Source organism: Brevundimonas sp. TWP2-3-4b1, assembly GCF_049897665.1.
In the GTDB taxonomy this organism is placed as follows: Bacteria; Pseudomonadota; Alphaproteobacteria; order Caulobacterales; family Caulobacteraceae; genus Brevundimonas; species Brevundimonas subvibrioides_B.
Genome location: NZ_JAFCWQ010000002.1, coordinates 157292 through 177870, shown reverse-complemented (window position 1 = coordinate 177870; position 20579 = coordinate 157292). Strand labels below are relative to the sequence as shown.

Here is a 20579-nt window from a genome sequence, read left to right as displayed (position 1 = left end):
TATGAGGCGCGGCCATGAGCGTTCCTGAAAAGACCATGGCCGAACTGGCCGCCGAATACGGCCTGAACCCCGCCGAGTATCAGGTCGTCCTCGACCGACTGGGCCGCGAGCCGAATCAGCTGGAGCTGGGCGTCTTCTCGGTGATGTGGTCAGAGCACTGCTCCTACAAATCGTCGAAGATCCATCTCGGCAAATTCCCCACCACGGGGCCGCGCGTGATTTGCGGACCGGGCGAGAACGCGGGCGTCATCGACATCGATGACGGGGATGCGTGCATCTTCAAGATGGAGAGCCACAACCACCCCTCCTACATCGAACCCTATCAGGGCGCGGCGACGGGCGTGGGCGGGATCATGCGCGACGTCTTCACCATGGGCGCGCGCCCGGTTGCCCTGCTGAACGCCCTGCGCTTCGGCGATATCGGGCATGAGAAGACCAGGCGGCTGGTGAAGGGCGTGGTGTCCGGCATCGGCGGTTACGGCAACTGCGTCGGCGTGCCCACGGTGGCGGGCGAGACCAACTTCCATTCCGGCTACAACGGCAACATCCTCGTCAACGCCATGTGCGTGGGCCTGGCGAAGTCGGACGCGATCTTCTACTCGGCCGCGCCGGGACCGAACATGTCGGTGGTCTATTTCGGCTCCAAGACCGGCCGTGACGGCATCCACGGCGCGACCATGGCGTCGGCCGAGTTCGACGAGGATTCCGACGAGAAGCGCCCGACGGTCCAGGTCGGCGATCCCTTCGCCGAGAAGCTGCTGATCGAGGCGACGCTGGAGCTGATGGCCTCGGGCGCGGTCGCCGCGATTCAGGACATGGGCGCGGCGGGCCTGACCTCGTCGTCGGTCGAGATGGCCGGCAAGGGCGGCGTGGGGATCGAACTCAACATGGATGCCGTCCCCCAGCGGGAAACCGGCATGTCCGCCTATGAGATGATGCTGTCCGAGAGCCAGGAACGGATGCTGGCCGTGCTGAAGCCGGGCCGCGAACAGGATGGACACCGCATCTTCGAGAAATGGGGCCTGGACGCCGCCGTCATCGGCATGACGACAGACACCGGCCGGTTGGTGCTAAACCACCACGGCGAGGTGGTCTGCGACGTGCCCCTGGCGCCGCTGTTCGACGATGCGCCCCTGTATGACCGGCCATGGGTCCAGCCCGCCCTGCATCCGCGCCTGTCGCCGGGCGAGGTTCCGGCGCCGACGGTGTGGGAAGACGCGGTGCTGAAGGTGCTGGCCTGTCCCGACATGGCGTCGAAGCGCTGGATCTGGGAACAGTACGACCGCCACGTGATGGCCGACACCCTGCAGGATTCGGCCACCGGCGCCGACGCCGGCGTGGTGCGGGTGCACGGCACGGACAAGGGTCTGGCCATGACCTCGGACTGCACGCCTCGCTACGTCCAGAACGACCCCTACGAGGGCGGCAAACAGTGCGTCGCCGAGGCGTGGCGCAACCTGACGGCCGTCGGCTCCCTGCCCATCGCCATCACCGACAATCTGAACTTCGGCAATCCGCAACGGCCCGAGATCATGGGTCAGATTGTCCGCGCCATCGACGGCATGGCCGAGGCCTGCCGCGAACTGGACTTCCCGGTCGTGAGTGGAAACGTCAGCCTGTACAACGAGACCAACGGCGTCGCGATCCCGCCGACCCCAACCGTCGGCGCCGTCGGCCTGCTGACCAACTATGACGTCGTGACCGGCTTCTCGACCATGGAGGCCGGAGACTCGCTGGTCCTGATCGGCGAGACGCAAGGCGAGCTGGGCGCTTCGATCTATCTGCGCGAGGTGCTGGGCCGCGAGGACGGGGCGCCGCCGCCGGTGGACCTGAAACTGGAGCGCAAGACCGGCGACTTCGTGCGCGCGATGATCGAGGGCGGTCGCCTGACCTGCGTGCACGACCTTTCGGACGGCGGCCTGATCGGCGCGGCTGCGGACCTGGCGCTGGCGTCCGATGTCGGGGTGGTGCTGGACGCCTCAAGCGCGACCCACGCCCACGTCCTGCTCTTCGCGGAAGACCAGGCCCGCTACCTGGTCGCCGTTCCGAACCCGCAGGACGTTCTGGCGGCGGCGCGCGAGGCGGGGCTGCACGCCTCGGTCGTCGGCCAGGCCAGGGGCGATGCCTTCGCCTCGACGGACCTGTTCAGCATCCCGCTGAAGCATCTGCGGGAGATCCATGAGGGCTGGATGCCAGGCTGGATCGAGGGCTGAGACCCGGAAGAACCGGGCCGCCCTTTCGGACGGCCCGGCGGGTTAGTTCGACTCGGAGATCAGCAGGGTCGCGGATGCGGCCTGGCCCACGGCGCCGACCCAGACGTCGTAGGAGCCGCTCGGCGGACGGCCCCAGGTCAGGATCGGGTTCAGGCCCTCGGCGTCGTCATTGCAGTACCAGCGGCCGTCCGGGCCGTTGATGACCAGGCTGGTGTCGCGGTCCGAGACGACGCCGAAGCTCAGCGGGAACGAGCCGGCCGTATAGGTGAATTCATAGTCCGGCGCGCTGGCGATCATTCCGACGCAGGCCCCGCCCAGGCGCGAGGCGTCGATCGACCCGCCCGAATAGATCCTGACCTGGATAGGGTCCGGGGTGAAACCGGCGCGGGCGCGCATGCCGCCCGAGGTGGCGGCGGCGGCGGGATCCTGTGCCGCAGCTGTGGTGGCGGCGGCGGCAGCCATCAGAGCCGCGGCGATGGCGGAGGCGAGACGTACATTACGCATGGCTGGGGTCCTTTGGTTGACGGAGTAGCGCACCGACGCAACGCGGGGCTCCCAAGGCGAGGCCCGGCATCATCAGTCCGGATGAAAGATCTCAGTAGTCGAGGCTGCCTTCGGTGATGACCAGGGTCGCCGGTCCCGCGTCGCCGACGGCGCCGACCCAGATGTCGTACTGGCCGCTGGGCGCCCGTCCCCAGACCAGACCCGGGTTGAGGCCGCTGTTGTCATCGTTGCAATAGAAGCGGCCGTCGGGCCCGTTGATCACTAGGCTGGTGTCGGTTCCGGCCAGGACGCCGATGGCGAGACGACCGCCGGCCGAGCTGTAGTTCAGGACGACATCCGGGCTGCTTCCGACCGTTCCGACGCAGGAACTTCCCAGATCGGAGGCCTGATTGCCGCCGCCCGAATAGAGTTCGACCGTCACTGGATCGGGAACGAAACCGGCGGAGAGAGACACACTCTGTTGGGCGCTGGCCCCGGTTGCGAAAAGAGCCGCCGCACAAAGCGACGCCGTGAACATTGAGGTCTTCATTGTAGCCTCCTCCGTGATGAGACAGCCCCCCTGCTGCCTGGCCGTAACATGACCTTCCGGAGCTTGGCCTTACAACCCTCTTATTTCTGACAATGTCGGCTAGCGGACGAAGGCTGACTGTCACATCAGAGGTCTATCGAGGCCGCCTGATTGGAGTTCGCCATGTCCCTGTTCCTGTCTCGTCGCCTGCTCCTGACCGGACTCGGCGCCAGTTCTGCCGCGGTCACCCTGCCTCGCGAGGGCCTGGCCCAGGCGGTGTTCGACGAGAACCCTTTCCAGCTGGGCGTCGCCGCCGGCGATCCCCTGCCCGACGGGTTCGTCATCTGGACGCGGCTGGCGCCCCGGCCGATGGAGCCCGGCTACGGCATGCCGCGCCAGGCGATGGCCGTGCAGTGGGAAGTCGCCGCCGACGCCGGGTTCGGAACGATCGTGCGTTCCGGCGAGGCCGTCGCTCGCCCGGAACTGGGGCATTCGGTCCATGTCGAGGTTGCAGGGCTGGAGCCCGGCCGCCCGTATTTCTATCGCTTCCGCGTCGGCAGTGAACGTTCCGGCGTCGGCCGGGCCAAGACCACGCCGGTCGTGGGCGCGCCCCTGGCCCAGGTGAAGTTCGGCGTCGCCGGCTGTCAGGCGCTCGAGAGCGGATATTACACCGCCCACCGCAAGATGGCCGCCGAGGACCTGGATTTCGTCTTCTTCTACGGGGACTACATCTACGAGGGACGCGGCAACCGCACCTACGGCGGGACATCGACCCAGGAGAACCTGCGCGTCCATCAGGGCGGGGAGGTCTATTCCGTCGACGACTACCGCCGCCGGTACGCCCAGTACACGATGGATTCCGATCTACAGTCCGCGCGCCAGTCGGCGGCCTGGTTCGTGGTCTGGGACGACCACGAGATCGACAACAACTGGGTCTCCGACATCGATCAGGAGGGATCGCCGGCCGAGGTCTTCGCCCTGCGCAAGGCGGCCGCGATGCAGGTCTTCTATGAGCATATGCCGCTGCGCCGGTCGGCCTTCCCGCGCGGCTCCCAGATGCAGCTGTATCGCAAGGCGACCTATGGCGACCTGCTGGACGTGCATCTGCTCGACACGCGCCAGTTCCGCTCGGACCAGCCCTGCGGAGACCGGTTCAACTCGAGTTGCGAAGCCATCGATGCGCGTGAGGCCGAGGTCCTGGGCGAGGCGCAGCAGGCCTGGCTGTTCGACGGGCTGAACCGCTCGCAGGCGAAATGGCAATCGCTCGCCCAGCAGATCATGGTCATGGACCTGGATCGCAACCCGGGCGACGACTATGGCGTCAACCCGGACAGCTGGGCCGGATATCGCGTACCGCGTGCGAGATTGCTGAACCATATCAAGGAACGTCGCATCGACAACGTCGTCGTCCTGACGGGCGACGAGCATCAGAACTATGCGGGCGAACTGTTCATCGACGGCCGCAATCCGGAAGGCGAGCCGATCGCGACCGAGTTCGTCGCCACCTCCATCAGCTCCGGCGGCGACGGGGTCGACCAGCGGCCCGACATGGCGGCGATCCAGTCGGTGAACCCGCAGCTGAAATTCAACAACTCGCAGCGTGGCTATGTCGTCTGCGAGGTGACGCCCGAGCGCTGGCGCACCGACTTCAGGGTGCTGGACCATGTTCACGACCGGACGGGCGTGCTGTCGACGCGCAAGTCGATGGTCGTCGAGGGCGGCAGCGCGCGGCTGCACGACGCCTGACGGATCGCGGCCGGAAACCCGACTCCGGAAAGCGGAGTCCAGATAGTCCGTTGAGTCCAGATCGACCTGAACGAAATCAAGATGTTGAGATTTTGACCGTAGTGGAATTCGACTATCTTGAAGGATAGGCGATCGCGCCGTCAGCGGCTGGATGAGACGATTTCAAAGACCTCCACGCGACGTGGGGGAGCGGGCAGCGGACAGCAAGACCCTGCGAGGATTTTATTCTCTTGTCGGTTTCGCCTGCGGCGCCGTGATGCGAGACGGCAGCCGGGTTTTGCAGCAAGCTGGCGACGAGAGAACCCAGCAAAGGCCATCCATGATCCGTCATCCGCTCATCGTCGCAGCCGCCCTCCCCCTGTTGCTCGCCGCCTGTGACGGCGGCGGCGATCCGGTGCAGCAGGCGATGCGCGAAACCGCGACCGTCAACCAGGCCGCGACAGTGACGGCCGGCGAGGTCTCCGGACCTCATGACGGAGATCATGGGACGGCGGGGAATCAGGCCTTCGCCGCGTCGGAAGCGGAGATGCACCGGTTGATGTCGGCGGCGTCGGGTGAGACGGTCGATCAGGCCTATATCGCCAAGATGATCGCTCACCATCAGGGCGCAGTGGCGATGGCCGAGATCGCCCTGCGCGAGAGCCGCGATCCAGATGTGCGGCGCATGGCCCAGATGGTCATCGCTGCCCAGACGCGCGAGATCGCCGAAATGCAGGCGTGGCGACCGGCCGCGAACTGAGCGTCAGGCCTCGTCGAGGAAGACCCTGAGCGCGTCGCGGCGACCCTCGAACAGGCGGTCGACGAGCGTGTCGATCTCCCCGGCCAGATAGTCCCGCCTCTCGATCGCGGCGTGGTAGCGCTGTCGGCCGTTGTCGCGTTGGGAGCGGACCGCGCCCTTGCGCATCAGGCGGCCGAGCAGCGTCTTGATGGTGGCGTCGCCCCAGGCATTGTCGGCCTTCACCGCCTCGATCAGGGAGGCGAACGACAGGGGGCCGTGACGCCAAAGGGCGGCCAGGATCGCGCTCTCCGCCTCGGTGACGGCGATGCGCGTCACGTCAGGCCCGCAGGACTGCGCGATCGACCCGGGCTTCGACGACCCAGTGGCAAATCACGCCGACTACCCCGACGAGCAGGCCCATCACCACCAGGAAGCTGGCCTCTGCCAGACCGGGCGCTCGGACATTCATCGGCTGGCTTCCGAAGCGGGCCAGGCCCACGAACATCATCAGTCCGTTGAAGGCGGCACCCAGAAGACCCAGCAGCGGCGCGCCAAGACGCAGGGCCGACAGATAGGTGGAGCCTCCCGTCAGATGAGGGCCGGAGGCGACCTTTCGCATCGTCACGACCACCGCCGCGATTGCGGCGATCACAAGGGCGAGGATGATCGCCTTCATCGAGGGCGCGGCTTCGAAGAAGATCGTGATCGGCGTGATCCCCTGCGCCAGGGCAGCGCCCGGCACACCCGTCATGGCGACGGCGGACAGTATCGGAAGCGAACGGGAAGAAGGCATGTCAATCTCCTCGGGACTACATTTGTAGACCCGGACGATTACACATGTAATCTAAACCGTCAATGGCTTCGCTTCAGGCGGCGCTCGGGATGTGCTGGCTGAGGCGGCCGCCGACGCGGATGGGTTCGATTCGGGTCGCGAGGCCGGTCTTGTCGTCGGTCTCGACATAGACGCCGCAGATGGTCGCCGGGCCACTGGCGGGGTTGTAGCGGCCGCCGGAAATCCGAGTGGTGAAGCGCCGCAGGGGCTCTTCCTTCTCGTTGCCGATGACAGAGTCATAGTCGCAGCACCCGCCGGCGTCGGTCTGATAGGCCGTGCCGCCGGGCAAAATCTGGCAGTCGGCGGTCGGGACATGGGTGTGGGTGCCGATGACCAGGCTGGCGCGACCGTCGCAGAAGTGACCCATGGCCATCTTCTCGGAGGTCGCCTCGGCGTGCATGTCGACGATCACCGCGTCGGCGACGTGACCCAGGGGGGCGGCGTTCAACTCGCGGTCCACAGCGCTGAATGGATCGTCGTTGGGGTCCATGTGGATGCGGCCCAGCACGTTCATGACCAGAACCGTCCGGCCGCTGTCGGTCTCGAACAGGTTGGCGCCGGCGCCCGGCGCATCCATCAGCCGGGGATAGTTGGCGGGGCGGATCAGGCGCGGCTCGCGCACGATATAGGTCAGGGCCTCGCGCTGGTCCCAGGAGTGGTTGCCCAGCGTCAGGCAGTCAGCGCCGGCCATGAACAACTCCTTCGCCGTGTTCTCGGTGATGCCGAAGCCGCCGGCGGCGTTCTCCGCATTGACCACCACGAAGTCGAGCTTCAGCACCCGCTTGAGGCCGGGCAGATGGTCGGACAGGCCGTCGCGACCGGACTTGCCGATCACGTCGCCAAAGAAGGCAAGTCTCATGGAGGATTAGACCTTTCGGGCGGCGGTATAGCCGACCTCGGTCAGAACGCCATGCAGAGGGATGTCGTGCGACTCCATGGGCAGTCTCGCGGACCTCTGGCCCGCGAATGCGAAGCCGATGCGAATCGCGTGGGGCCGCGCGGCGAAGGTCCGGTCGTAGTAGCCGCCGCCCTGCCCCAGCCGCCCGCCGAAATCGTCGAAGGCCAGCAGCGGGGTGATGATCAGGTCGGGATCGACGACCTCGGCCAGAGGCAGGGGCGCGGGGCATCCGGCGGCGTCCACCTCCAGCGGGTCGCCGGGGGTCCAGCGGCGGAAGATCATCGGGGCGTCCCGCTCCATCGCCACCGGGAGGCAGGCGGCGGCTCCAGCCGCGATCAGGGCGCGGGCCAGCGGCTCCGGGTCCAGTTCGGATCCGATGGCGCAATAGAAGGCGATGAGGTCGGCGGAAGGAAGTTGAGCGGCATGGGACGCGACGCGCTCGGCCGCGAGCGGCTCGACCGAGGCCAACCGGCGTCGTGCTGCGCGGGCTTCCGCGCGAAGGGCTGGCTTGTCCGGGTGGGTCAGACGGACGTCCGGGCGTTCTTGTCGTAGGTCAGGAGGACAACGAGAACGTAGGCGACCAGCTCACCGAGCATGGCGGCCCAGACCCAGTCCTGTTCCCGGAACACATTGGCGGTCCCGAGCAAGGCCAGGCTGAAGGCGCCCGTCGCGGCCCAGCCTTTCCAACTCGCAGGAGATGCGCCCCAGCCGAGGCGCTTTGGACCGAACCAGCCGCGTTTCATGGCGTCATCCCCGCGCGCGACCTGGGTCAGCGCCGGTCGGCGCTCAAGCAGCGGGCGACCGCGTCGCGAGCGGTAGCGCCCAAAAGAGAGACAGGTTGGCGGCGCCGTAAGAGCCGTGAAGGACGGTTTAAATCCTCTCGAGCCTGGGTAGCCAGGTGGGCTCCGCGTATCCGACCCCACGAGGTCAGACAGGGGCAGATCCCTTCGAGTGAATTAAGGCCGCGAGGATGTGTTGCCTTCGACGAGAGCCACAGCATGACCCGCCGCTGGGGAAGATAGGCGCTCTTGGTCACATGGACAATGGCGTCTCCTCCCCGTCCGCAGGATCGGGAGGTGGCCCGGAGCAAGGCGGAGGGACGGAGGGGTTCTTTCTGCGTGCACCCAAGACCCCCTCCGTCAGCTCGCAAGCGCTCGCTGCCACCTCCCCATCGCTGCGCGACAGGGAAGAGACGCGTGGACTCAGAGAGACTGCGCGATCCTCTCGATACGGGCGGCGACGGCGTTCAGGGCCTCGGCGACGCCGGTGTCGGAAAGCGGGGTCGAGGCAGCGTCGGCGGCGACCGGGCCCGTCCCACCGCCCATCCGCACCTCATGCAGTTCGTCGGCCAGGACCAGGGCGGCCATCAGGAACAGGCGGATGTCGCCGACGTGGCCCACGTCGCCCGCGACCTGGCGCACATGTACGTCGAATTGCTTGGCGAGGATGCGGACCCGCTCCTCCTGTCCGTCGGCGCAGCCCACGGCATAGGGGCGTCCGTTGATCTCGACCGTGACCGTCGCCATCAGGCGTCGTCCCGGGCGAGGATGTCGCGCACGGCCATGGCGGCGGCGGCGAGGGCGGCTGACGCGTCACGCCCGGCGGCCTCGAGTTCGGCGATGCGGCGGTGCTCGTCCGGCCCGGCGGGCAAAGGGATGGCGAACAGATCGTCGTCGGCCACGCGCGGCGCGATGGCGGGACGCGCCTTCAGCTCCATCACCTTGCGTTCCAGCAAGGCGAGGGCCCGGTCGATCCTGTCGCGCGCAGCTGTCGAGGCGTCGGCCATCGTTTCCTCCAGATTTCGTATAGAACCCGCCGTGACGCCGGGGTAAAGCGGCGCGCCTCCCTTTTCCGCACCAAGACGAAAGGTCCATTCGTGGCCCGCTCCTCAGACGCACCCGAAAAAGCGACCCCGAAGATGATGGCGGACGCCATACGCGTCCTGGCGATGGACGGGGTTGAGAAGGCCAACAGCGGCCACCCGGGCATGCCGATGGGCATGGCCGATGTTGCGACGGTGCTGTTCTCGAAATTCCTGAAGTTCGATGCGAGCCGTCCCGACTGGGCCGACCGCGACCGTTTCATCCTGTCGGCGGGCCACGGCTCGATGCTGATCTACGCCCTGCTGCACCTGACCGGCTACAAGGCCGCGACGGCCGAACAGCTGTCGAACTTCCGCCAGTGGGGATCGAAGACCGCCGGCCACCCCGAGTACGGGCACATGCCGGGCATCGAGACAACGACCGGCCCGCTGGGTCAGGGTCTGGCCAACTCGATCGGCTTCGCCATGGCCGAGCGGCATCTGGCCGCCAGGTACGGCGACGACCTGGTCGACCACCGCACCTGGGTCATCGCCGGTGACGGCTGCCTGATGGAAGGCGTGTCGCAGGAAGCGATCGCGCTCGCCGGCCGCTACAGGCTGAGCAAGCTGACGGTCATTTGGGACGACAACGAGATCACCATCGACGGCAAGGTCAGCCTGTCGGACGCGGTCGATCAGAAGGCGCGCTTCAAGGCCTGCGGCTGGGCCGTCAAGGCCGTCGACGGCCATGACATGAGGGCGATCAAGTCGGCGCTGCAGTGGGCGACGAAGCAGGACAAGCCCACCCTGATCGCCTGCAAGACCAAAATCGGGCGTGGCGCCGCCACCATGGAAGGCAGCCACAAGACCCACGGTGCCGCCCTGGGCGCGGCCGAGATCGCGGCAACGCGTCTTGGCCTGGCCTGGAACCACGCGCCGTTCGTGATCCCCGAGACCATCGACAAGGCCTGGAAGAAGGTCGGCAAACAGGGATCCAAGGCCCGCAAGGCGTGGGAGGCGCGCCTCGCCGCCTCGTCGCAGGCCGCAGACTTCACCCGCGCCATGAAGGGCGACCTGCCGGAGAGCGCGTTCGACGCCCTGAACGCCGGCATCGCCCGACTGATCGTGGACCAGCCGGCCCAGGCGACGCGTCAGGCTTCCGGCGCCGCGCTGGACGCCCTGTTCCGCGCCGTGCCGGAAATGATCGGCGGCTCCGCCGACCTGACCGGCTCGAACAACACCTTCGTCAAGGGCACGCCGATCCTGGACGCGCCGACCTATGAGGGGCGCTACGTCAACTGGGGCATCCGCGAGTTCGGCATGGCGGCGGCCATGACCGGGATGGCGCTGCACGGCGGGGTCATACCTTACGGCGGCACCTTCATGGTGTTCTCGGACTACAGCCGTTCGGCGATCCGCATGGCGGCCCTGATGGGCATCCGCGTGATCCACGTCCTGACCCACGATTCCATCGGCCTGGGCGAGGACGGCCCGACGCACCAGCCGGTCGAGCACCTGGCGGCGCTGCGGGCGATCCCGAACCTGCTGGTCTTCCGCCCCGCCGATACGGTCGAGGCGTTCGAATGCTGGCAGTTGGCCCTGCAGCACAAGGCGACGCCCGCGGCGATGGCCCTGTCGCGGCAGAAGACGGCGGCGGTGCGTGTGACGGCGTCGGACGAGAACCTGTCGGCCCGTGGCGCCTATGAACTGCGTGCCTCGAACGGCGAGGCCCAGGTTACCCTGTTCGCCACGGGCACCGAGATGCCGCTGGCGCTGAAGGCGGCCGAGACGCTGGAGGCCGAGGGCACGCCGACGCGGGTCGTCTCGGTCCCCTGCTTCGAACTGTTCGAGCAGCAGGACGCCGCCTACCAGGCCTCGGTCATCGGCCGGGGCACGGTGCGCGTCGCCTGCGAGGCGGCGATCAAACAGGGTTGGGAGCGGTTCATCGGCGAGGACGGCGCCTTTATCGGCATGACCGGCTTCGGCGCCTCTGCCCCGGCGGAGGTGCTGTATCGCGAGTTCGGCATCACGGCGGATGCGATCGTGGCGGCGGCCAAGGCTCGCCTGTAGTGAGCCGGATCGGCGCGGTCAGCCTGCTGGTCCGCGACTATGACGAGGCCCTCGCCTTCTATGTCGGCACGCTGGGGTTCGACCTCAGCGAGGACACCGACATGGGCGACGGCAAGCGCTGGGTGCGGGTCACACCGAAGGGCGGCCAGACCTCCCTGCTGCTGGCCTGCGCGACGACCGAGGCGCAGATCGCCCGGATCGGCGATCAGGCGGGCGGCCGGGTCTGGCTGTTCCTGGAGACCGACGACCTGATGCGCGACCACGCCGCCTGGCTGGCCGCCGGGGTCACGTTCCGAGAGGCCCCAAGGTCCGAATCCTATGGCAAGGTGGTGGTCTTCGAGGATCTGTACGGCAACGCCTGGGATCTGATCGAACCGGCAAACTGAGGGGCGGCTGAAATGAAGACGATCACGAGTGCGGCGATGGTCGCCCTGATGCTGGGACTGGCCGCATGCGGTCAGGGCACGACCTCCCGGGCGGAGGGCGTCGCCGGTGCGGCAGGTGACCCGATCCTGGTCGAGAAGCCCAGGCTGTCCGCCGATATCGAGGCCATGCCCCGGCTGTCCGGCGACAGTCCGGCCATCGTGCGCATCAATGCCGAACTGGACCGTCTGGACGCTGCAGCCGTGGCGGATGCGGGCGAATGCGGGCGGATGGCCGACAGCCAGGAGGGCGACGGCTGGACCCGAACCATCACGCGACCGATGACGGGTCCGGCCTATCTGACCCTGCGCGAGCATCTGGAAATCTTTTGCGGCGGCGCCTATCCGTCGACGTCGCAGACCCCGATCACCTGGGACCTGTCGACCGGCGAGCGCGTGAACTGGGTCGCCCTGCTCCCGGGCCTGGGCCTGGTTCAGGACCAGGCCGAGGAAGGGATGCCGACCGACTACGTCTACAGCGTCCGCTCGCCCCGGCTGGAGACGCTGTACGAGCGCAAGATGCTGGCGGAGACGACCGACGCCGAACGGCGGGAAGCGTGCCAGGACGTCTGGAAACCCCTGGCGGACGATGAGCTGGGTCAGGGCTTCCGCGTCTGGGCCGATGCCGAGCACGGCGGCGTGGCCATCGACGCCGACTATGCGCACGTGGTTCAGGCCTGTGGCGGAACCATCTATCTCACCGCTGACGAGATGCGGGAGGCAGGCGCGCCTGCGACGCTGATCGACGCTCTCGCCGTCGGCAAGACCGCCGGAAACTGGGCGCCCAGGGAAGATGCCGAAGCGGCTGAATAAGGACCATCTGATGAAACTCGGCACCCCTCTTTCCGACACAGCCGTCCGGGTGATGCTGCTGGGCGGCGGCGAACTGGGCAAGGAGGTCGCGATCGAGCTGCAGCGGCTGGGCTGCGAGGTGATCGTCGTCGATCGCTACGCCAATGCGCCCGCCATGCAGGTGGCGCATCGCAGTCACGTGATCCCGATGACGGACCCGCAGGTGCTGAACGGCGTCATCCTGGCCGAGGCGCCGCACATCATCGTGCCGGAGATCGAGGCCATCGCCACCGAGGTCCTGGCCGATATCGAGGCGGCGGGGATGGCGCGCGTCATTCCGACCGCGCGCGCCACCCAGCTGACCATGAACCGCGAGGGCATCCGGCGACTGGCCGCCGAGGAACTGGGCCTGCCGACCAGCCCCTATGCCTTCGCCGGGTCGGCGGCGGAGCTGGCGGCGGCGGCGCACGACATCGGCCTGCCGGTCTTCGTCAAGCCGGTGATGTCGTCGTCGGGCAAGGGCCAGTCCTTCATCGACGCCTATGAGGACGCCGCCAACGCCTGGGCCTATGCGCAGTCGGGCGGCCGGGTCGAGACGGCGCGGGTCATCGTCGAGGGACGGATCGACTTCGATTTCGAGATCACCCTGCTCACTGTTCGCTCGCTGCGCGACGGCGCGGTCGTCACCGACTTCTGCGCCCCCATCGGCCATCGTCAGGTCAGGGGCGACTATGTCGAGAGCTGGCAGCCCCAGGCCATGAGCGCGGCCTCTCTGGCGACCGCGCAGGACATCGCGGGCAAGGTGACGGAGGCTCTGGGCGGGCTGGGCGTTTTCGGGGTCGAGCTGTTCGTGAAGGGTGACGACGTCTGGTTCTCGGAGGTCTCGCCGCGTCCGCACGACACCGGACTGGTGACGCTGGCCACGCAGACACAGAGCGAGTTCGCCCTGCATGCGAGGGCGATCCTCGGTCTGCCGGTGGACGTCAGCCAGCGCGAGATCGGCGCCAGCGCGGTCATCTATGGCGGCATGGACGGGGTGGGGATCGCCTACGAGGGCGTGGCCGAGGCCCTGTCGGTCCCGACCGCTGACCTGCGCCTGTTCGGCAAGCCCGAGGCCTTCGAGCGGCGACGCATGGGCGTGGCCCTGGCGCGGGGCGAGACCACGGATCAGGCGCGCGAGCGCGCGACGCTGTCCGCGAGCAAGGTCAGGCCGGTGGCGGGGTAGCCGGCCGCTCCGCCGCTTCCGCCCGTAGTCGCTCGATCTGGGCCACGGCGATCGTCAGGCCGGGATCGCGTCCCGCCCGGATTTCGCTCCAGTCGGTGTCCAGCACGATGTCCGGCGTGACCCCCGTCTTCTCCAGGCGGATTCCTGCGGGCGTGGTCATGTCGGTCATTCCGATCCGGATCCCGCCCCCGTCCGGCAGCTCGACCAGGCGTGATGCGATGACCGCGCCGCGCGTCGGCTCTCCGACGATCACGGCCCGATCCAGTTCACGCGCCACCGCCGGATAGAGTTCGCCGCCGCTCGCTGAGGCGGAACCGACGAGGATCACCACCGGCCCGAGATAGGGTCGTTCCGGCGGCTCGACATTGTAGATGCGGTTGATGAAACGGCCCTGTGTGACCGCAAAGTCGATCCGTCGATCAAACAGGTAGGACAACATCAGGCCGGTCAGGTTCAGGCTGCCGCCGCCATTGGAGCGCAGGTCCACGATCAGCCCGGCGGGCGGCGCTTGCGCCAGCGCGTCGAACTCGCCCTTGTACCAGTCGAAGGTCTCGCGGTCGAAATCGTCAAAGCGGATGTAGGCGATGTCCCCCTCGAGTCGCCGGGCTTCCATGCGCGGCAGGGGGTCCATCAGGACACCGGTCAGTTCGATCTGGTGACGCTCGCCGACCTCGTCGAGGAAGACGAACCGGTCGGCCCGGTCCTCGCGCGCGACCGAACCCAGGTGCGGACTGGCCCCGTTGATGCTCTCGATCTTCCAGCCCGGCATCACCCCGGCCTCCTCCGCCAGACTGTCGGGACGTACGCGGAGCACCCAGCGTTCATCGCCGCGCGGCAGCATGACAACGCCGTAGGCCAGCCGCTGGGCGCCCGCGTCATTCGCGGCCAGACGCTCGCGGCGGGTGGGGCTGAGGGTCTGGGTGTGATCGTCGCCGAGCACCTCGACCAGTTGCTCCGGCCGGGCGTAAAAGTCGAGCTCCGTCGTCTGCGCCACGGCCTCGGCGCGACGGGACGCGGCCTCGGCGGCGAAGTCCGTTCCGTGGAAGTCGCGGCTGTAGAACAGCCGTTCGACATAGCGAACTGCCTGGTCGTAGACGCGCGCGTTCAGGGCCGCGCGTCCGGCCGAACCGTCGGCGACCTGAACCGCCGGAGGCAGGCCCCCCGGACGCTCGTAAGGGATGGTCTGGCAGGCGGACAGCGCCAGGGCGGCGGCGACGAGGCTCGAACGCAACCAGCGCAGGGCCATCTTCGCGATCATGGTCTCAGAGGCCTTCGGAGCTGATGGCCGGGACGACCGTCACCCTTGCCGTGTCCTGACGGGCGAGGGCCGCGATGGCCGCATCGAGCGCCGGGTCGAGACCCGCGCGGCGTTCCTCGGCCGTGCGGACCACGACGATGTCGGGCTCCACGCCGCGCTTCTCCAGTCGCACGCCGCCGGCCGTGATGTAGTCGGCGCGGCTGAGGGTCAGGCGACCGCCGTCCGGCAGGGGGCTGTCCTGCGAGATCAGCACGGCGCCGGCGGTATGCTCGCCGATGACCAGGGCCCGACCGGATTCCTGCAAGGCGGCGGGGGTCAGTTCGGCGGCGCTGCGGCTCGATCCATCGACGAGCAAAGCGACATCGTTGGTCACCGGGCGGGTCAGGCTGCCGCAGCCCGGCATGATCGACAGGGTCACCGGCCGGCCGCTGCGCGACACCCGCGTCGCCCATTCCTGGCGCGCCGGGAGGAAGCAGGACAGGGCCGCGTCCGCCTCGAGCAACAGACCGCCGGGGTTGCCGCGCAGGTCGATCACGACGTCGGTTTCTGGCGAGACCTCGGCAAGGCGTTGCCCCAGCCAGCGGCCGAGGCCGGACTCGAACCCTTCGATCCGCAGCACGACCACGCCGGGTCGCGACGCATCCACGCTGAAGGCCGGGATCGGATCCATGACGCGCGGGGTGACCGAGACACGCTGCAAGGCGCCGGCTTCGTCGGTCAGGTCGAGCTGCAGCGCACGGCCCTCCTCGACGTCGAAATCGACACCCCAGGATTGGCCGTCGATGGTCTGGAGCACCCAGCCCGGCTGGAGGCCGGCTTCCGCCGCCGGAGATCCGACGCGGACATTTTCGATACGCCACTGGTCGCCGTCCTGACGGGCCAGGGAGACCCCCATCACCGCGCGCCGGGTCCGCTGCTGGTCCTGACGGCGGGCAACGGCGGCAGAAATGGCGCCCGCGTGATCGTCGTCCAGCAGGTCCAGCATGCCGCTGAGCGCCCGGTACAGGTCGCGGTCGTCGTCGGCGGCGATGGCCTGGGGTCGCCAGGTCTCGCGGACGGCGTTCCAGTCCAGCCCGTGCAGGTCCGGGTCGTAATACTGGCGACGAACGAGATTCCAGACCGTGTCGAACACCCGCCCGTTCATGCGGGCGCGGTCGCGGGTCAGGATAGCGGGCGCCTCGATCGTCTCGACCGCCTCGGCGGAAACGGTCGAAGGCGCGAACGCCGCCGCCGGGAGGAGGACGGAGACGGCGATCAGGGCAAGGAAGGCGCGGCGAGCGGGGAGAACCATCCCCGCCAGCCTAGACCGGCGAACCGCCGCGCCTCAAGTCACGAAACCGATGGCGCAACAGCGGATCAGTCGGCGTGCGGCGGTGCGGGATGTCCTTCGCCTTCGTCGAGGAAGCCATTGTTGTCGGCGTCCATGTGGCCGAACGCTTCGCGTAACGGGGCCAGGAACTCTTCCTGAGAGACCTTGCCGTCGCCGTCCTTGTCCATCTCGCCGGGGCCGTCCGGCCCCCCGAAACGATGGACGAAGACCTGATGCGAACTCGAGCCGCCGGGGCCGGCGTGGGGCGGACCGCCCTCGGGACCGCCCTCAGGGCCGCCGTGGTGGAAGGAGAAGACGCGGACATCGCCGCCCGGACCGCCGGGGCCTTCGCGGCCGCCGAACATCATCATGCCGGGAGCGCCGTGACCGCCCGGGCCGCCTTCGCGGGTGATGATGTGAACGCCCGGACCACCGGGGCCGCCGGGACCGCCCATCATCATCATGCGATGGCCGGGGCCGCCTTCGCCATGACCGGCGGCCAGCTCTTCGGTCGACAGGCGTCCGTCGTCGTTCGCGTCGAGGCGATCGAAGGCGTCGCCCATCGGAGCCGAGAACTCCTCGCGCGTCACCACGCCGTCGCCATCCGCGTCGAGACGACCGGGGCCTTCGCCGCCCGCGTTGACGATGCGGATCTCGGAGCGGGTCTCGACCCGGGGCGCGGCCTGATCCTGGGGTGCGGCGCCGTTGAGAGCGGCCAGCAGGGCGATGGCGATGACGGACATGAAGTCTTTCCCTTCAAGTTTCTGATGCGCCGTTGGACCATGGCGGGCTTGCCGGGGTATTTCAGGCTCCGGATCAATTGTTTCAGCCGTGAAATGGTACGGTCTATCTGTCAGGGCATGTAGGCGGCCATGAGCGATCCCTCCCCACGCATCCTCGTCGTCGACGACGATCCCGGCATTCGGGAAGTCCTGTGCGACTACCTGGGTCAGCACGGCTATCAGGCGCGCGGCGCGGCCTCGGCGGCCGAGATGGATCGCGCCCTCGCCGAAGGTCCAACCGACCTGATCGTGCTCGACCTGATGATGCCGGGCGAAGACGGGCTGTCGGTCGTGCGCCGGCTGTCGGGCACGCCGCCCGTCGTCATGCTGTCGGCCATGGGCGAGGACACCGACCGGATCGTGGGGCTGGAGCTCGGCGCCGACGACTATCTGGCCAAGCCGTGCAATCCGCGCGAGCTGCTGGCCCGCATCCGCGCCGTTCTGCGCCGCCCGCGCGAGGACGAGGCTCCGGCAGGGGCGGCCCTGATGTTCGACGGCTGGCGGCTGGACCTCGTGCGGCGCGAACTGTCGCAGCCCGGCGGAGAGATCGTGACCCTGTCGGCCGGAGAGTTCGGCCTGCTGCGCGCCTTCGCCGAGCGGCCGGGCCGGGTCCTGACGCGCGACCAGTTGCTGGCGGCCGCGCGGGGCGCCGACGCCGACGTCTTCGACCGCGCGATGGACGTGCAGATCAGCCGCCTGAGGAAGAAGCTCGACGACGGCTCCGGCCGCGAACTGATCGCCACGATCCGGGGCGAGGGGTATCGCTTCGACGCGCGTGTCCGACGGGCGGACCGGGCCGGGGCGCGGGCATGAAACCCCGGTCTTCGCCCTTCGGCTCCATGTCGGTCCTGATGCAGGTCGCCCTGCTCTCCGTCTTCGCGGTCGTCGCCTCCCAGGCCGTGGTCTTCGCCGTCGTCCTGACCGCGCCGCCGCCGCAGCCCGCCGGGTTCGGCATTCCGGCCGCCGCCGACGCCCTGGCCGGACGGCCTGCCGAGACCTCCGACGGCCGCGCGCTCGTCCGCCGGGTCTCGGACCAGCCGCCCCAACACGACCTCGGCGGCGGACCGGTTGAACGCGCGATCAGCATGGGTCTGGCCCAGCGGTTGGGCCGGGGGCCGGGCGAGGTGCGGGTGTGGCTGTCGCCGGAACGCACGCACTGGCGCCCCGCCCTGCCGCGCGGACCTCGCCCCCCGGATCAGGGGCCGCTGGTCACCGGCGCCCGCATCACCGGGAGCCGTTCGAGCATTGTCCTTACCCGCCGGGCCGCGCCGGGCGAGGATCACCGGGCGGACCACGACGCCATCATGGCCGAAGTGGGCGAGGTGCTGGCGCAGCGCGGCTTACCCTCACCCCCGGGCTCGAACGACGTTCGCGTGGTTACGGCTGGCGAAGGACCGACGCGGTTCACGGTCACCGCCGACCGGCTGACCTTCGCGCCCTTCTCGGCCTCGGTGCGGATGGACGACGGGCGCTGGGCCACGGTCGAGCCGCCGCGTGGCCTGATCGACCCGTGGCAGATGCGGCTGCTCATCGCCCTGGTCATCACCGCCCTGTTGCTGGCGCCGCTGGTCTGGCTCATGGCGCGTCGGTTGACCCGCCCGATTCGCCAGTTCGCCGAGGCGGCCGAACGGCTCGGCGCCGATCCGGACGCCCCCCCTCTGGTCCCGTCCGGCCCGTCAGAGGTGCGCACGGCCATCGGGGCCTTCAACGACATGCAGGCCTCGATCCGGGGCCATATGCGCCAGCGGACCCAGACCATCGCCGCCATCGCCCACGATCTGCGCACCCCCCTGACGCGGCTGCGGTTCCGCGCGGAACAGGCGCCAGAGGCCCTGCGCGACAGGATGGCCGCCGACGTCGAGGAGATGGACGGGCTGATCGGCCAGGCCATGGCCTTCGTGCGCGGCAAGGTCCAGGCCGAGCGCCGCGAACGGCTCGACCTCGCGACCCTGGCGTCCGACTGCGCGACGGGTTTCGCCGAGACCGGGGCGGCGGTGACCTTCTCGGGCGATCAGACCCTGCCGGTCGAGGGCGACCCGGCGGCCTTGCGGCGGGCGGTCGCCAACCTGATCGACAATGCGCTGAAGTTCGGCGACGCGGCTCGCGTTGAGGCGGTCCGGTCGGGAGACAGGGTTGTCCTGACCGTCGCCGACGACGGCCCCGGCCTGCCCGAGGCCGAGCTGGACACGGTATTCGAGCCGTTCCAGCGCGGCGAACGCTCCCGCAACCGTCAGACCGGCGGCGCGGGGCTGGGCCTCGCCGTGGCGCGTCAGGCGGCGCGTGCGGCGGGCGGCGCGTGCGGCGGGCGGCGACGTGACGCTGGCCAACCGCACGGGAGGCGGGCTGGAGGCCCGGCTGTCCCTGCCGCTCGCAAGCTGAACCGTTACATCCGATCATCCCTTGTGACGCTCCCGGGGTTGATCCTCAGCGCCGCCGGTCCCATTGAAGCGCCAACCATAAAACGCCGCTTCAGGAGCTCGCCCCCATGACCGTTCGCGTCGCCATCAACGGCTTCGGCCGCATCGGCCGCCTCGTCCTCCGTTCGATCGTCGAGCATGGCCGCCGCGACATCGAGGTGGTGGCGATCAACGACCTGGGGCCAGTGTCCACCAACGCCCACCTGCTGAAGTACGATTCAGTCCACGGCCGCTTCCCGGGTACGATCGAGCACGGCGACGACTGGATCGATGTGGGCCTGGGCAAGATCAAGGTCACGGCCGAGCGCGACCCGGCCAACCTGCCGCACAAGGCGCTGAACGTCGACATCGCCTTCGAGTGCACCGGCATCTTCACGGCCCGCGACAAGGCCGAAGCCCACCTGAAGGCCGGCGCCAAACGCGTGCTGATCTCGGCGCCCGGCGACAACGCCGACAAGACCATCGTCTACAAGGTCAACCACGACACCCTGACCGCCGACGACATCATCGTCTCGAACGGCTCGTGCACGACCAACGCACTGGCCCCTGTCGCCAAGGTGCTGAACGACCTGTTCGGCATCGAGCGCGGCTATATGACGACCATCCACTCCTACACCGGCGACCAGCCGACGCTGGATACGATGCACAAGGATCTGTACCGGGGCCGGGCCGCCGCCCTGTCGATGATCCCGACCTCGACCGGCGCCGCCAAGGCCCTGGGCCTGGTCCTGCCGGAACTGAAAGGCAAGCTGGACGGCTCCTCGATCCGCGTCCCGACCCCGAACGTCTCGGTCGTCGACCTGAAGGTCGTCGCCGGTCGCGAAGTCACGGTCGAAGAGATCAACGCCGCCCTGCAGGCCGCCGCCGACGGCCCGATGAAGGGCGTTCTGGCGACGACGACCGAGCCGTTGGTCTCCACCGACCTGAACCACATCGCCGCCTCGTCCACCGCCGCCCTGCCCCAGACCCAGGTCGTCGACGGCAAACTGGCCCGCGTCCTGACCTGGTACGACAACGAGTGGGGCTTCGCGACGCGGATGGCCGACACGGCGCTGGTAATGTCGAAACTGATGTAGACCCCACG

General features: G+C 68.6%; 22 protein-coding genes and 1 other RNA gene. 10 read left to right on the top strand and 13 right to left on the bottom strand.

What is annotated here, in order from left to right; genetic code table 11:
- The first annotated feature begins 14 nt into the window (after positions 1 to 14).
- Positions 15 to 2213, top strand: coding sequence for a phosphoribosylformylglycinamidine synthase subunit PurL (purL, locus tag ACP7A5_RS03230; RefSeq protein ID WP_426040558.1), 2199 nt, complete (start codon positions 15 to 17; stop codon positions 2211 to 2213).
- 42 nt (positions 2214 to 2255) lie between these two features.
- Here the strand turns inward: purL and ACP7A5_RS03225 are convergent, their stop codons facing one another.
- Both ACP7A5_RS03225 and ACP7A5_RS03220 read right to left on the bottom strand, forming a co-directional pair.
- Entirely contained in the window at positions 2256 to 2717 is a 462-nt protein-coding gene (locus ACP7A5_RS03225) for a peptidase S1 (protein ID WP_426040557.1), read from the bottom strand.
- Between the two features lie 91 nt (positions 2718 to 2808).
- Positions 2809 to 3246, bottom strand: coding sequence for a peptidase S1 (locus ACP7A5_RS03220; protein WP_426040556.1), 438 nt, complete (start codon positions 3244 to 3246; stop codon positions 2809 to 2811).
- A gap of 162 nt (positions 3247 to 3408) precedes the next feature.
- Here ACP7A5_RS03220 and ACP7A5_RS03215 point away from each other — a divergent pair, with 162 nt between their 5' ends.
- Positions 3409 to 4971 carry an alkaline phosphatase D family protein gene (locus ACP7A5_RS03215; protein ID WP_426040555.1) on the top strand — a complete coding sequence of 521 codons (1563 nt, stop codon included), beginning with the start codon at positions 3409 to 3411 and terminating at the stop codon, positions 4969 to 4971.
- A gap of 319 nt (positions 4972 to 5290) precedes the next feature.
- Positions 5291 to 5710 (top strand): DUF305 domain-containing protein, encoded by a 420-nt coding sequence (locus ACP7A5_RS03210; RefSeq protein WP_426040554.1) that lies wholly within the window; start codon positions 5291 to 5293, stop codon positions 5708 to 5710.
- A gap of 3 nt (positions 5711 to 5713) precedes the next feature.
- On the opposite strand, the gene ACP7A5_RS03205 is transcribed toward ACP7A5_RS03210, so the two are convergent.
- From ACP7A5_RS03205 to ACP7A5_RS03170, 8 genes are all read right to left on the bottom strand, one after another.
- Complete coding sequence (locus ACP7A5_RS03205; protein WP_426040553.1) at positions 5714 to 6025, bottom strand: BlaI/MecI/CopY family transcriptional regulator; 312 nt, start codon at positions 6023 to 6025, stop codon at positions 5714 to 5716.
- Position 6026: 1 nt separating this feature from the next.
- Positions 6027 to 6482 carry a MotA/TolQ/ExbB proton channel family protein gene (locus ACP7A5_RS03200; RefSeq protein WP_426040552.1) on the bottom strand — a complete coding sequence of 152 codons (456 nt, stop codon included), beginning with the start codon at positions 6480 to 6482 and terminating at the stop codon, positions 6027 to 6029.
- 73 nt (positions 6483 to 6555) lie between these two features.
- A complete protein-coding gene (locus ACP7A5_RS03195; protein ID WP_426040551.1) occupies positions 6556 to 7380 on the bottom strand; it encodes a TIGR00282 family metallophosphoesterase in 825 nt (274 codons plus the stop codon).
- 6 nt (positions 7381 to 7386) lie between these two features.
- Positions 7387 to 7944, bottom strand: coding sequence for a 5-formyltetrahydrofolate cyclo-ligase (locus tag ACP7A5_RS03190; protein WP_426040604.1), 558 nt, complete (start codon positions 7942 to 7944; stop codon positions 7387 to 7389).
- The gene (locus ACP7A5_RS03185; protein WP_426040550.1) at positions 7941 to 8162 is read right to left on the bottom strand and encodes a hypothetical protein; all 222 of its coding nucleotides are present in this window, start codon (positions 8160 to 8162) and stop codon (positions 7941 to 7943) included. The genes ACP7A5_RS03190 and ACP7A5_RS03185 overlap by 4 nt, the downstream gene beginning before the upstream one ends.
- A gap of 97 nt (positions 8163 to 8259) precedes the next feature.
- Positions 8260 to 8422: non-coding RNA, 6S RNA (ssrS, locus tag ACP7A5_RS03180), on the bottom strand.
- 199 nt (positions 8423 to 8621) lie between these two features.
- Positions 8622 to 8945, bottom strand: coding sequence for a cell division protein ZapA (locus ACP7A5_RS03175; protein WP_426040549.1), 324 nt, complete (start codon positions 8943 to 8945; stop codon positions 8622 to 8624).
- Positions 8945 to 9205, bottom strand: a complete 261-nt coding sequence (locus ACP7A5_RS03170) for a hypothetical protein (protein WP_426040548.1) — start codon at positions 9203 to 9205, stop codon at positions 8945 to 8947. Before ACP7A5_RS03170 ends, ACP7A5_RS03175 begins: the two co-directional genes overlap by 1 nt.
- 135 nt (positions 9206 to 9340) lie before the next feature.
- Between ACP7A5_RS03170 and tkt the strand changes: the two genes are divergently transcribed.
- Genes tkt through purT form a run of 4 tightly spaced genes read left to right on the top strand, consistent with a single transcriptional unit; the run spans position 9341 to position 13729 of the window.
- Complete coding sequence (tkt, locus tag ACP7A5_RS03165; RefSeq protein WP_426040603.1) at positions 9341 to 11290, top strand: transketolase; 1950 nt, start codon at positions 9341 to 9343, stop codon at positions 11288 to 11290.
- Positions 11290 to 11676 carry a VOC family protein gene (locus ACP7A5_RS03160; RefSeq protein ID WP_426040547.1) on the top strand — a complete coding sequence of 129 codons (387 nt, stop codon included), beginning with the start codon at positions 11290 to 11292 and terminating at the stop codon, positions 11674 to 11676. The genes tkt and ACP7A5_RS03160 overlap by 1 nt, the downstream gene beginning before the upstream one ends.
- A gap of 12 nt (positions 11677 to 11688) precedes the next feature.
- Positions 11689 to 12525, top strand: coding sequence for a hypothetical protein (locus ACP7A5_RS03155; protein WP_426040546.1), 837 nt, complete (start codon positions 11689 to 11691; stop codon positions 12523 to 12525).
- A 10-nt stretch (positions 12526 to 12535) separates the two neighbouring features.
- Complete coding sequence (purT, locus tag ACP7A5_RS03150) at positions 12536 to 13729, top strand: formate-dependent phosphoribosylglycinamide formyltransferase (RefSeq protein ID WP_426040545.1); 1194 nt, start codon at positions 12536 to 12538, stop codon at positions 13727 to 13729.
- On the opposite strand, the gene ACP7A5_RS03145 is transcribed toward purT, so the two are convergent.
- The 3 genes from ACP7A5_RS03145 to ACP7A5_RS03135 all read right to left on the bottom strand — a co-directional run bounded on the left by ACP7A5_RS03145 (position 13710) and on the right by ACP7A5_RS03135 (position 17039).
- Positions 13710 to 14987 (bottom strand): S41 family peptidase, encoded by a 1278-nt coding sequence (locus tag ACP7A5_RS03145; RefSeq protein ID WP_426040544.1) that lies wholly within the window; start codon positions 14985 to 14987, stop codon positions 13710 to 13712. The two genes, purT and ACP7A5_RS03145, sit on opposite strands and share 20 nt — an antisense overlap.
- 4 nt (positions 14988 to 14991) lie before the next feature.
- Positions 14992 to 16278, bottom strand: a complete 1287-nt coding sequence (locus ACP7A5_RS03140; protein ID WP_426040543.1) for a S41 family peptidase — start codon at positions 16276 to 16278, stop codon at positions 14992 to 14994.
- Positions 16279 to 16343: 65 nt separating this feature from the next.
- Positions 16344 to 17039, bottom strand: a complete 696-nt coding sequence (locus tag ACP7A5_RS03135) for an EF-hand domain-containing protein (RefSeq protein ID WP_426040542.1) — start codon at positions 17037 to 17039, stop codon at positions 16344 to 16346.
- A 129-nt stretch (positions 17040 to 17168) separates the two neighbouring features.
- Here ACP7A5_RS03135 and ACP7A5_RS03130 point away from each other — a divergent pair, with 129 nt between their 5' ends.
- The 3 genes from ACP7A5_RS03130 to gap are packed head-to-tail and all read left to right on the top strand — an operon-like array spanning position 17169 to position 20571.
- Positions 17169 to 17891 (top strand): response regulator, encoded by a 723-nt coding sequence (locus ACP7A5_RS03130; protein ID WP_426040541.1) that lies wholly within the window; start codon positions 17169 to 17171, stop codon positions 17889 to 17891.
- Positions 17888 to 19567, top strand: coding sequence for an ATP-binding protein (locus ACP7A5_RS03125; RefSeq protein ID WP_426040540.1), 1680 nt, complete (start codon positions 17888 to 17890; stop codon positions 19565 to 19567). The genes ACP7A5_RS03130 and ACP7A5_RS03125 overlap by 4 nt, the downstream gene beginning before the upstream one ends.
- Positions 19564 to 20571 (top strand): type I glyceraldehyde-3-phosphate dehydrogenase, encoded by a 1008-nt coding sequence (gene gap, locus ACP7A5_RS03120; RefSeq protein WP_303695268.1) that lies wholly within the window; start codon positions 19564 to 19566, stop codon positions 20569 to 20571. Before ACP7A5_RS03125 ends, gap begins: the two co-directional genes overlap by 4 nt.
- Positions 20572 to 20579: the final 8 nt, after the last annotated feature.

Excerpts from the sequence above, each read along its gene's own strand:
- ACP7A5_RS03195 (WP_426040551.1), bottom strand. The coding sequence starts at position 7,380 with ATGAGACTTGCCTTCTTTGGCGACGTGATCGGCAAGTCCGGTCGCGAC.
- ACP7A5_RS03145 (WP_426040544.1), bottom strand. The coding sequence starts at position 14,987 with ATGATCGCGAAGATGGCCCTGCGCTGGTTGCGTTCGAGCCTCGTCGCC.
- ACP7A5_RS03155 (WP_426040546.1), top strand. The coding sequence starts at position 11,689 with ATGAAGACGATCACGAGTGCGGCGATGGTCGCCCTGATGCTGGGACTG.
- ACP7A5_RS03200 (WP_426040552.1), bottom strand. The coding sequence starts at position 6,482 with ATGCCTTCTTCCCGTTCGCTTCCGATACTGTCCGCCGTCGCCATGACG.
- purL (WP_426040558.1), top strand. The coding sequence starts at position 15 with ATGAGCGTTCCTGAAAAGACCATGGCCGAACTGGCCGCCGAATACGGC.
- ACP7A5_RS03140 (WP_426040543.1), bottom strand. The coding sequence starts at position 16,278 with ATGGTTCTCCCCGCTCGCCGCGCCTTCCTTGCCCTGATCGCCGTCTCC.
- purT (WP_426040545.1), top strand. The coding sequence starts at position 12,536 with ATGAAACTCGGCACCCCTCTTTCCGACACAGCCGTCCGGGTGATGCTG.
- ACP7A5_RS03225 (WP_426040557.1), bottom strand. The coding sequence starts at position 2,717 with ATGCGTAATGTACGTCTCGCCTCCGCCATCGCCGCGGCTCTGATGGCT.
- ACP7A5_RS03135 (WP_426040542.1), bottom strand. The coding sequence starts at position 17,039 with ATGTCCGTCATCGCCATCGCCCTGCTGGCCGCTCTCAACGGCGCCGCA.
- ACP7A5_RS03125 (WP_426040540.1), top strand. The coding sequence starts at position 17,888 with ATGAAACCCCGGTCTTCGCCCTTCGGCTCCATGTCGGTCCTGATGCAG.
- ACP7A5_RS03215 (WP_426040555.1), top strand. The coding sequence starts at position 3,409 with ATGTCCCTGTTCCTGTCTCGTCGCCTGCTCCTGACCGGACTCGGCGCC.
- ACP7A5_RS03175 (WP_426040549.1), bottom strand. The coding sequence starts at position 8,945 with ATGGCGACGGTCACGGTCGAGATCAACGGACGCCCCTATGCCGTGGGC.
- gap (WP_303695268.1), top strand. The coding sequence starts at position 19,564 with ATGACCGTTCGCGTCGCCATCAACGGCTTCGGCCGCATCGGCCGCCTC.
- ACP7A5_RS03210 (WP_426040554.1), top strand. The coding sequence starts at position 5,291 with ATGATCCGTCATCCGCTCATCGTCGCAGCCGCCCTCCCCCTGTTGCTC.
- tkt (WP_426040603.1), top strand. The coding sequence starts at position 9,341 with ATGGCGGACGCCATACGCGTCCTGGCGATGGACGGGGTTGAGAAGGCC.
- ACP7A5_RS03170 (WP_426040548.1), bottom strand. The coding sequence starts at position 9,205 with ATGGCCGACGCCTCGACAGCTGCGCGCGACAGGATCGACCGGGCCCTC.
- ACP7A5_RS03185 (WP_426040550.1), bottom strand. The coding sequence starts at position 8,162 with ATGAAACGCGGCTGGTTCGGTCCAAAGCGCCTCGGCTGGGGCGCATCT.
- ACP7A5_RS03130 (WP_426040541.1), top strand. The coding sequence starts at position 17,169 with ATGAGCGATCCCTCCCCACGCATCCTCGTCGTCGACGACGATCCCGGC.
- ACP7A5_RS03220 (WP_426040556.1), bottom strand. The coding sequence starts at position 3,246 with ATGAAGACCTCAATGTTCACGGCGTCGCTTTGTGCGGCGGCTCTTTTC.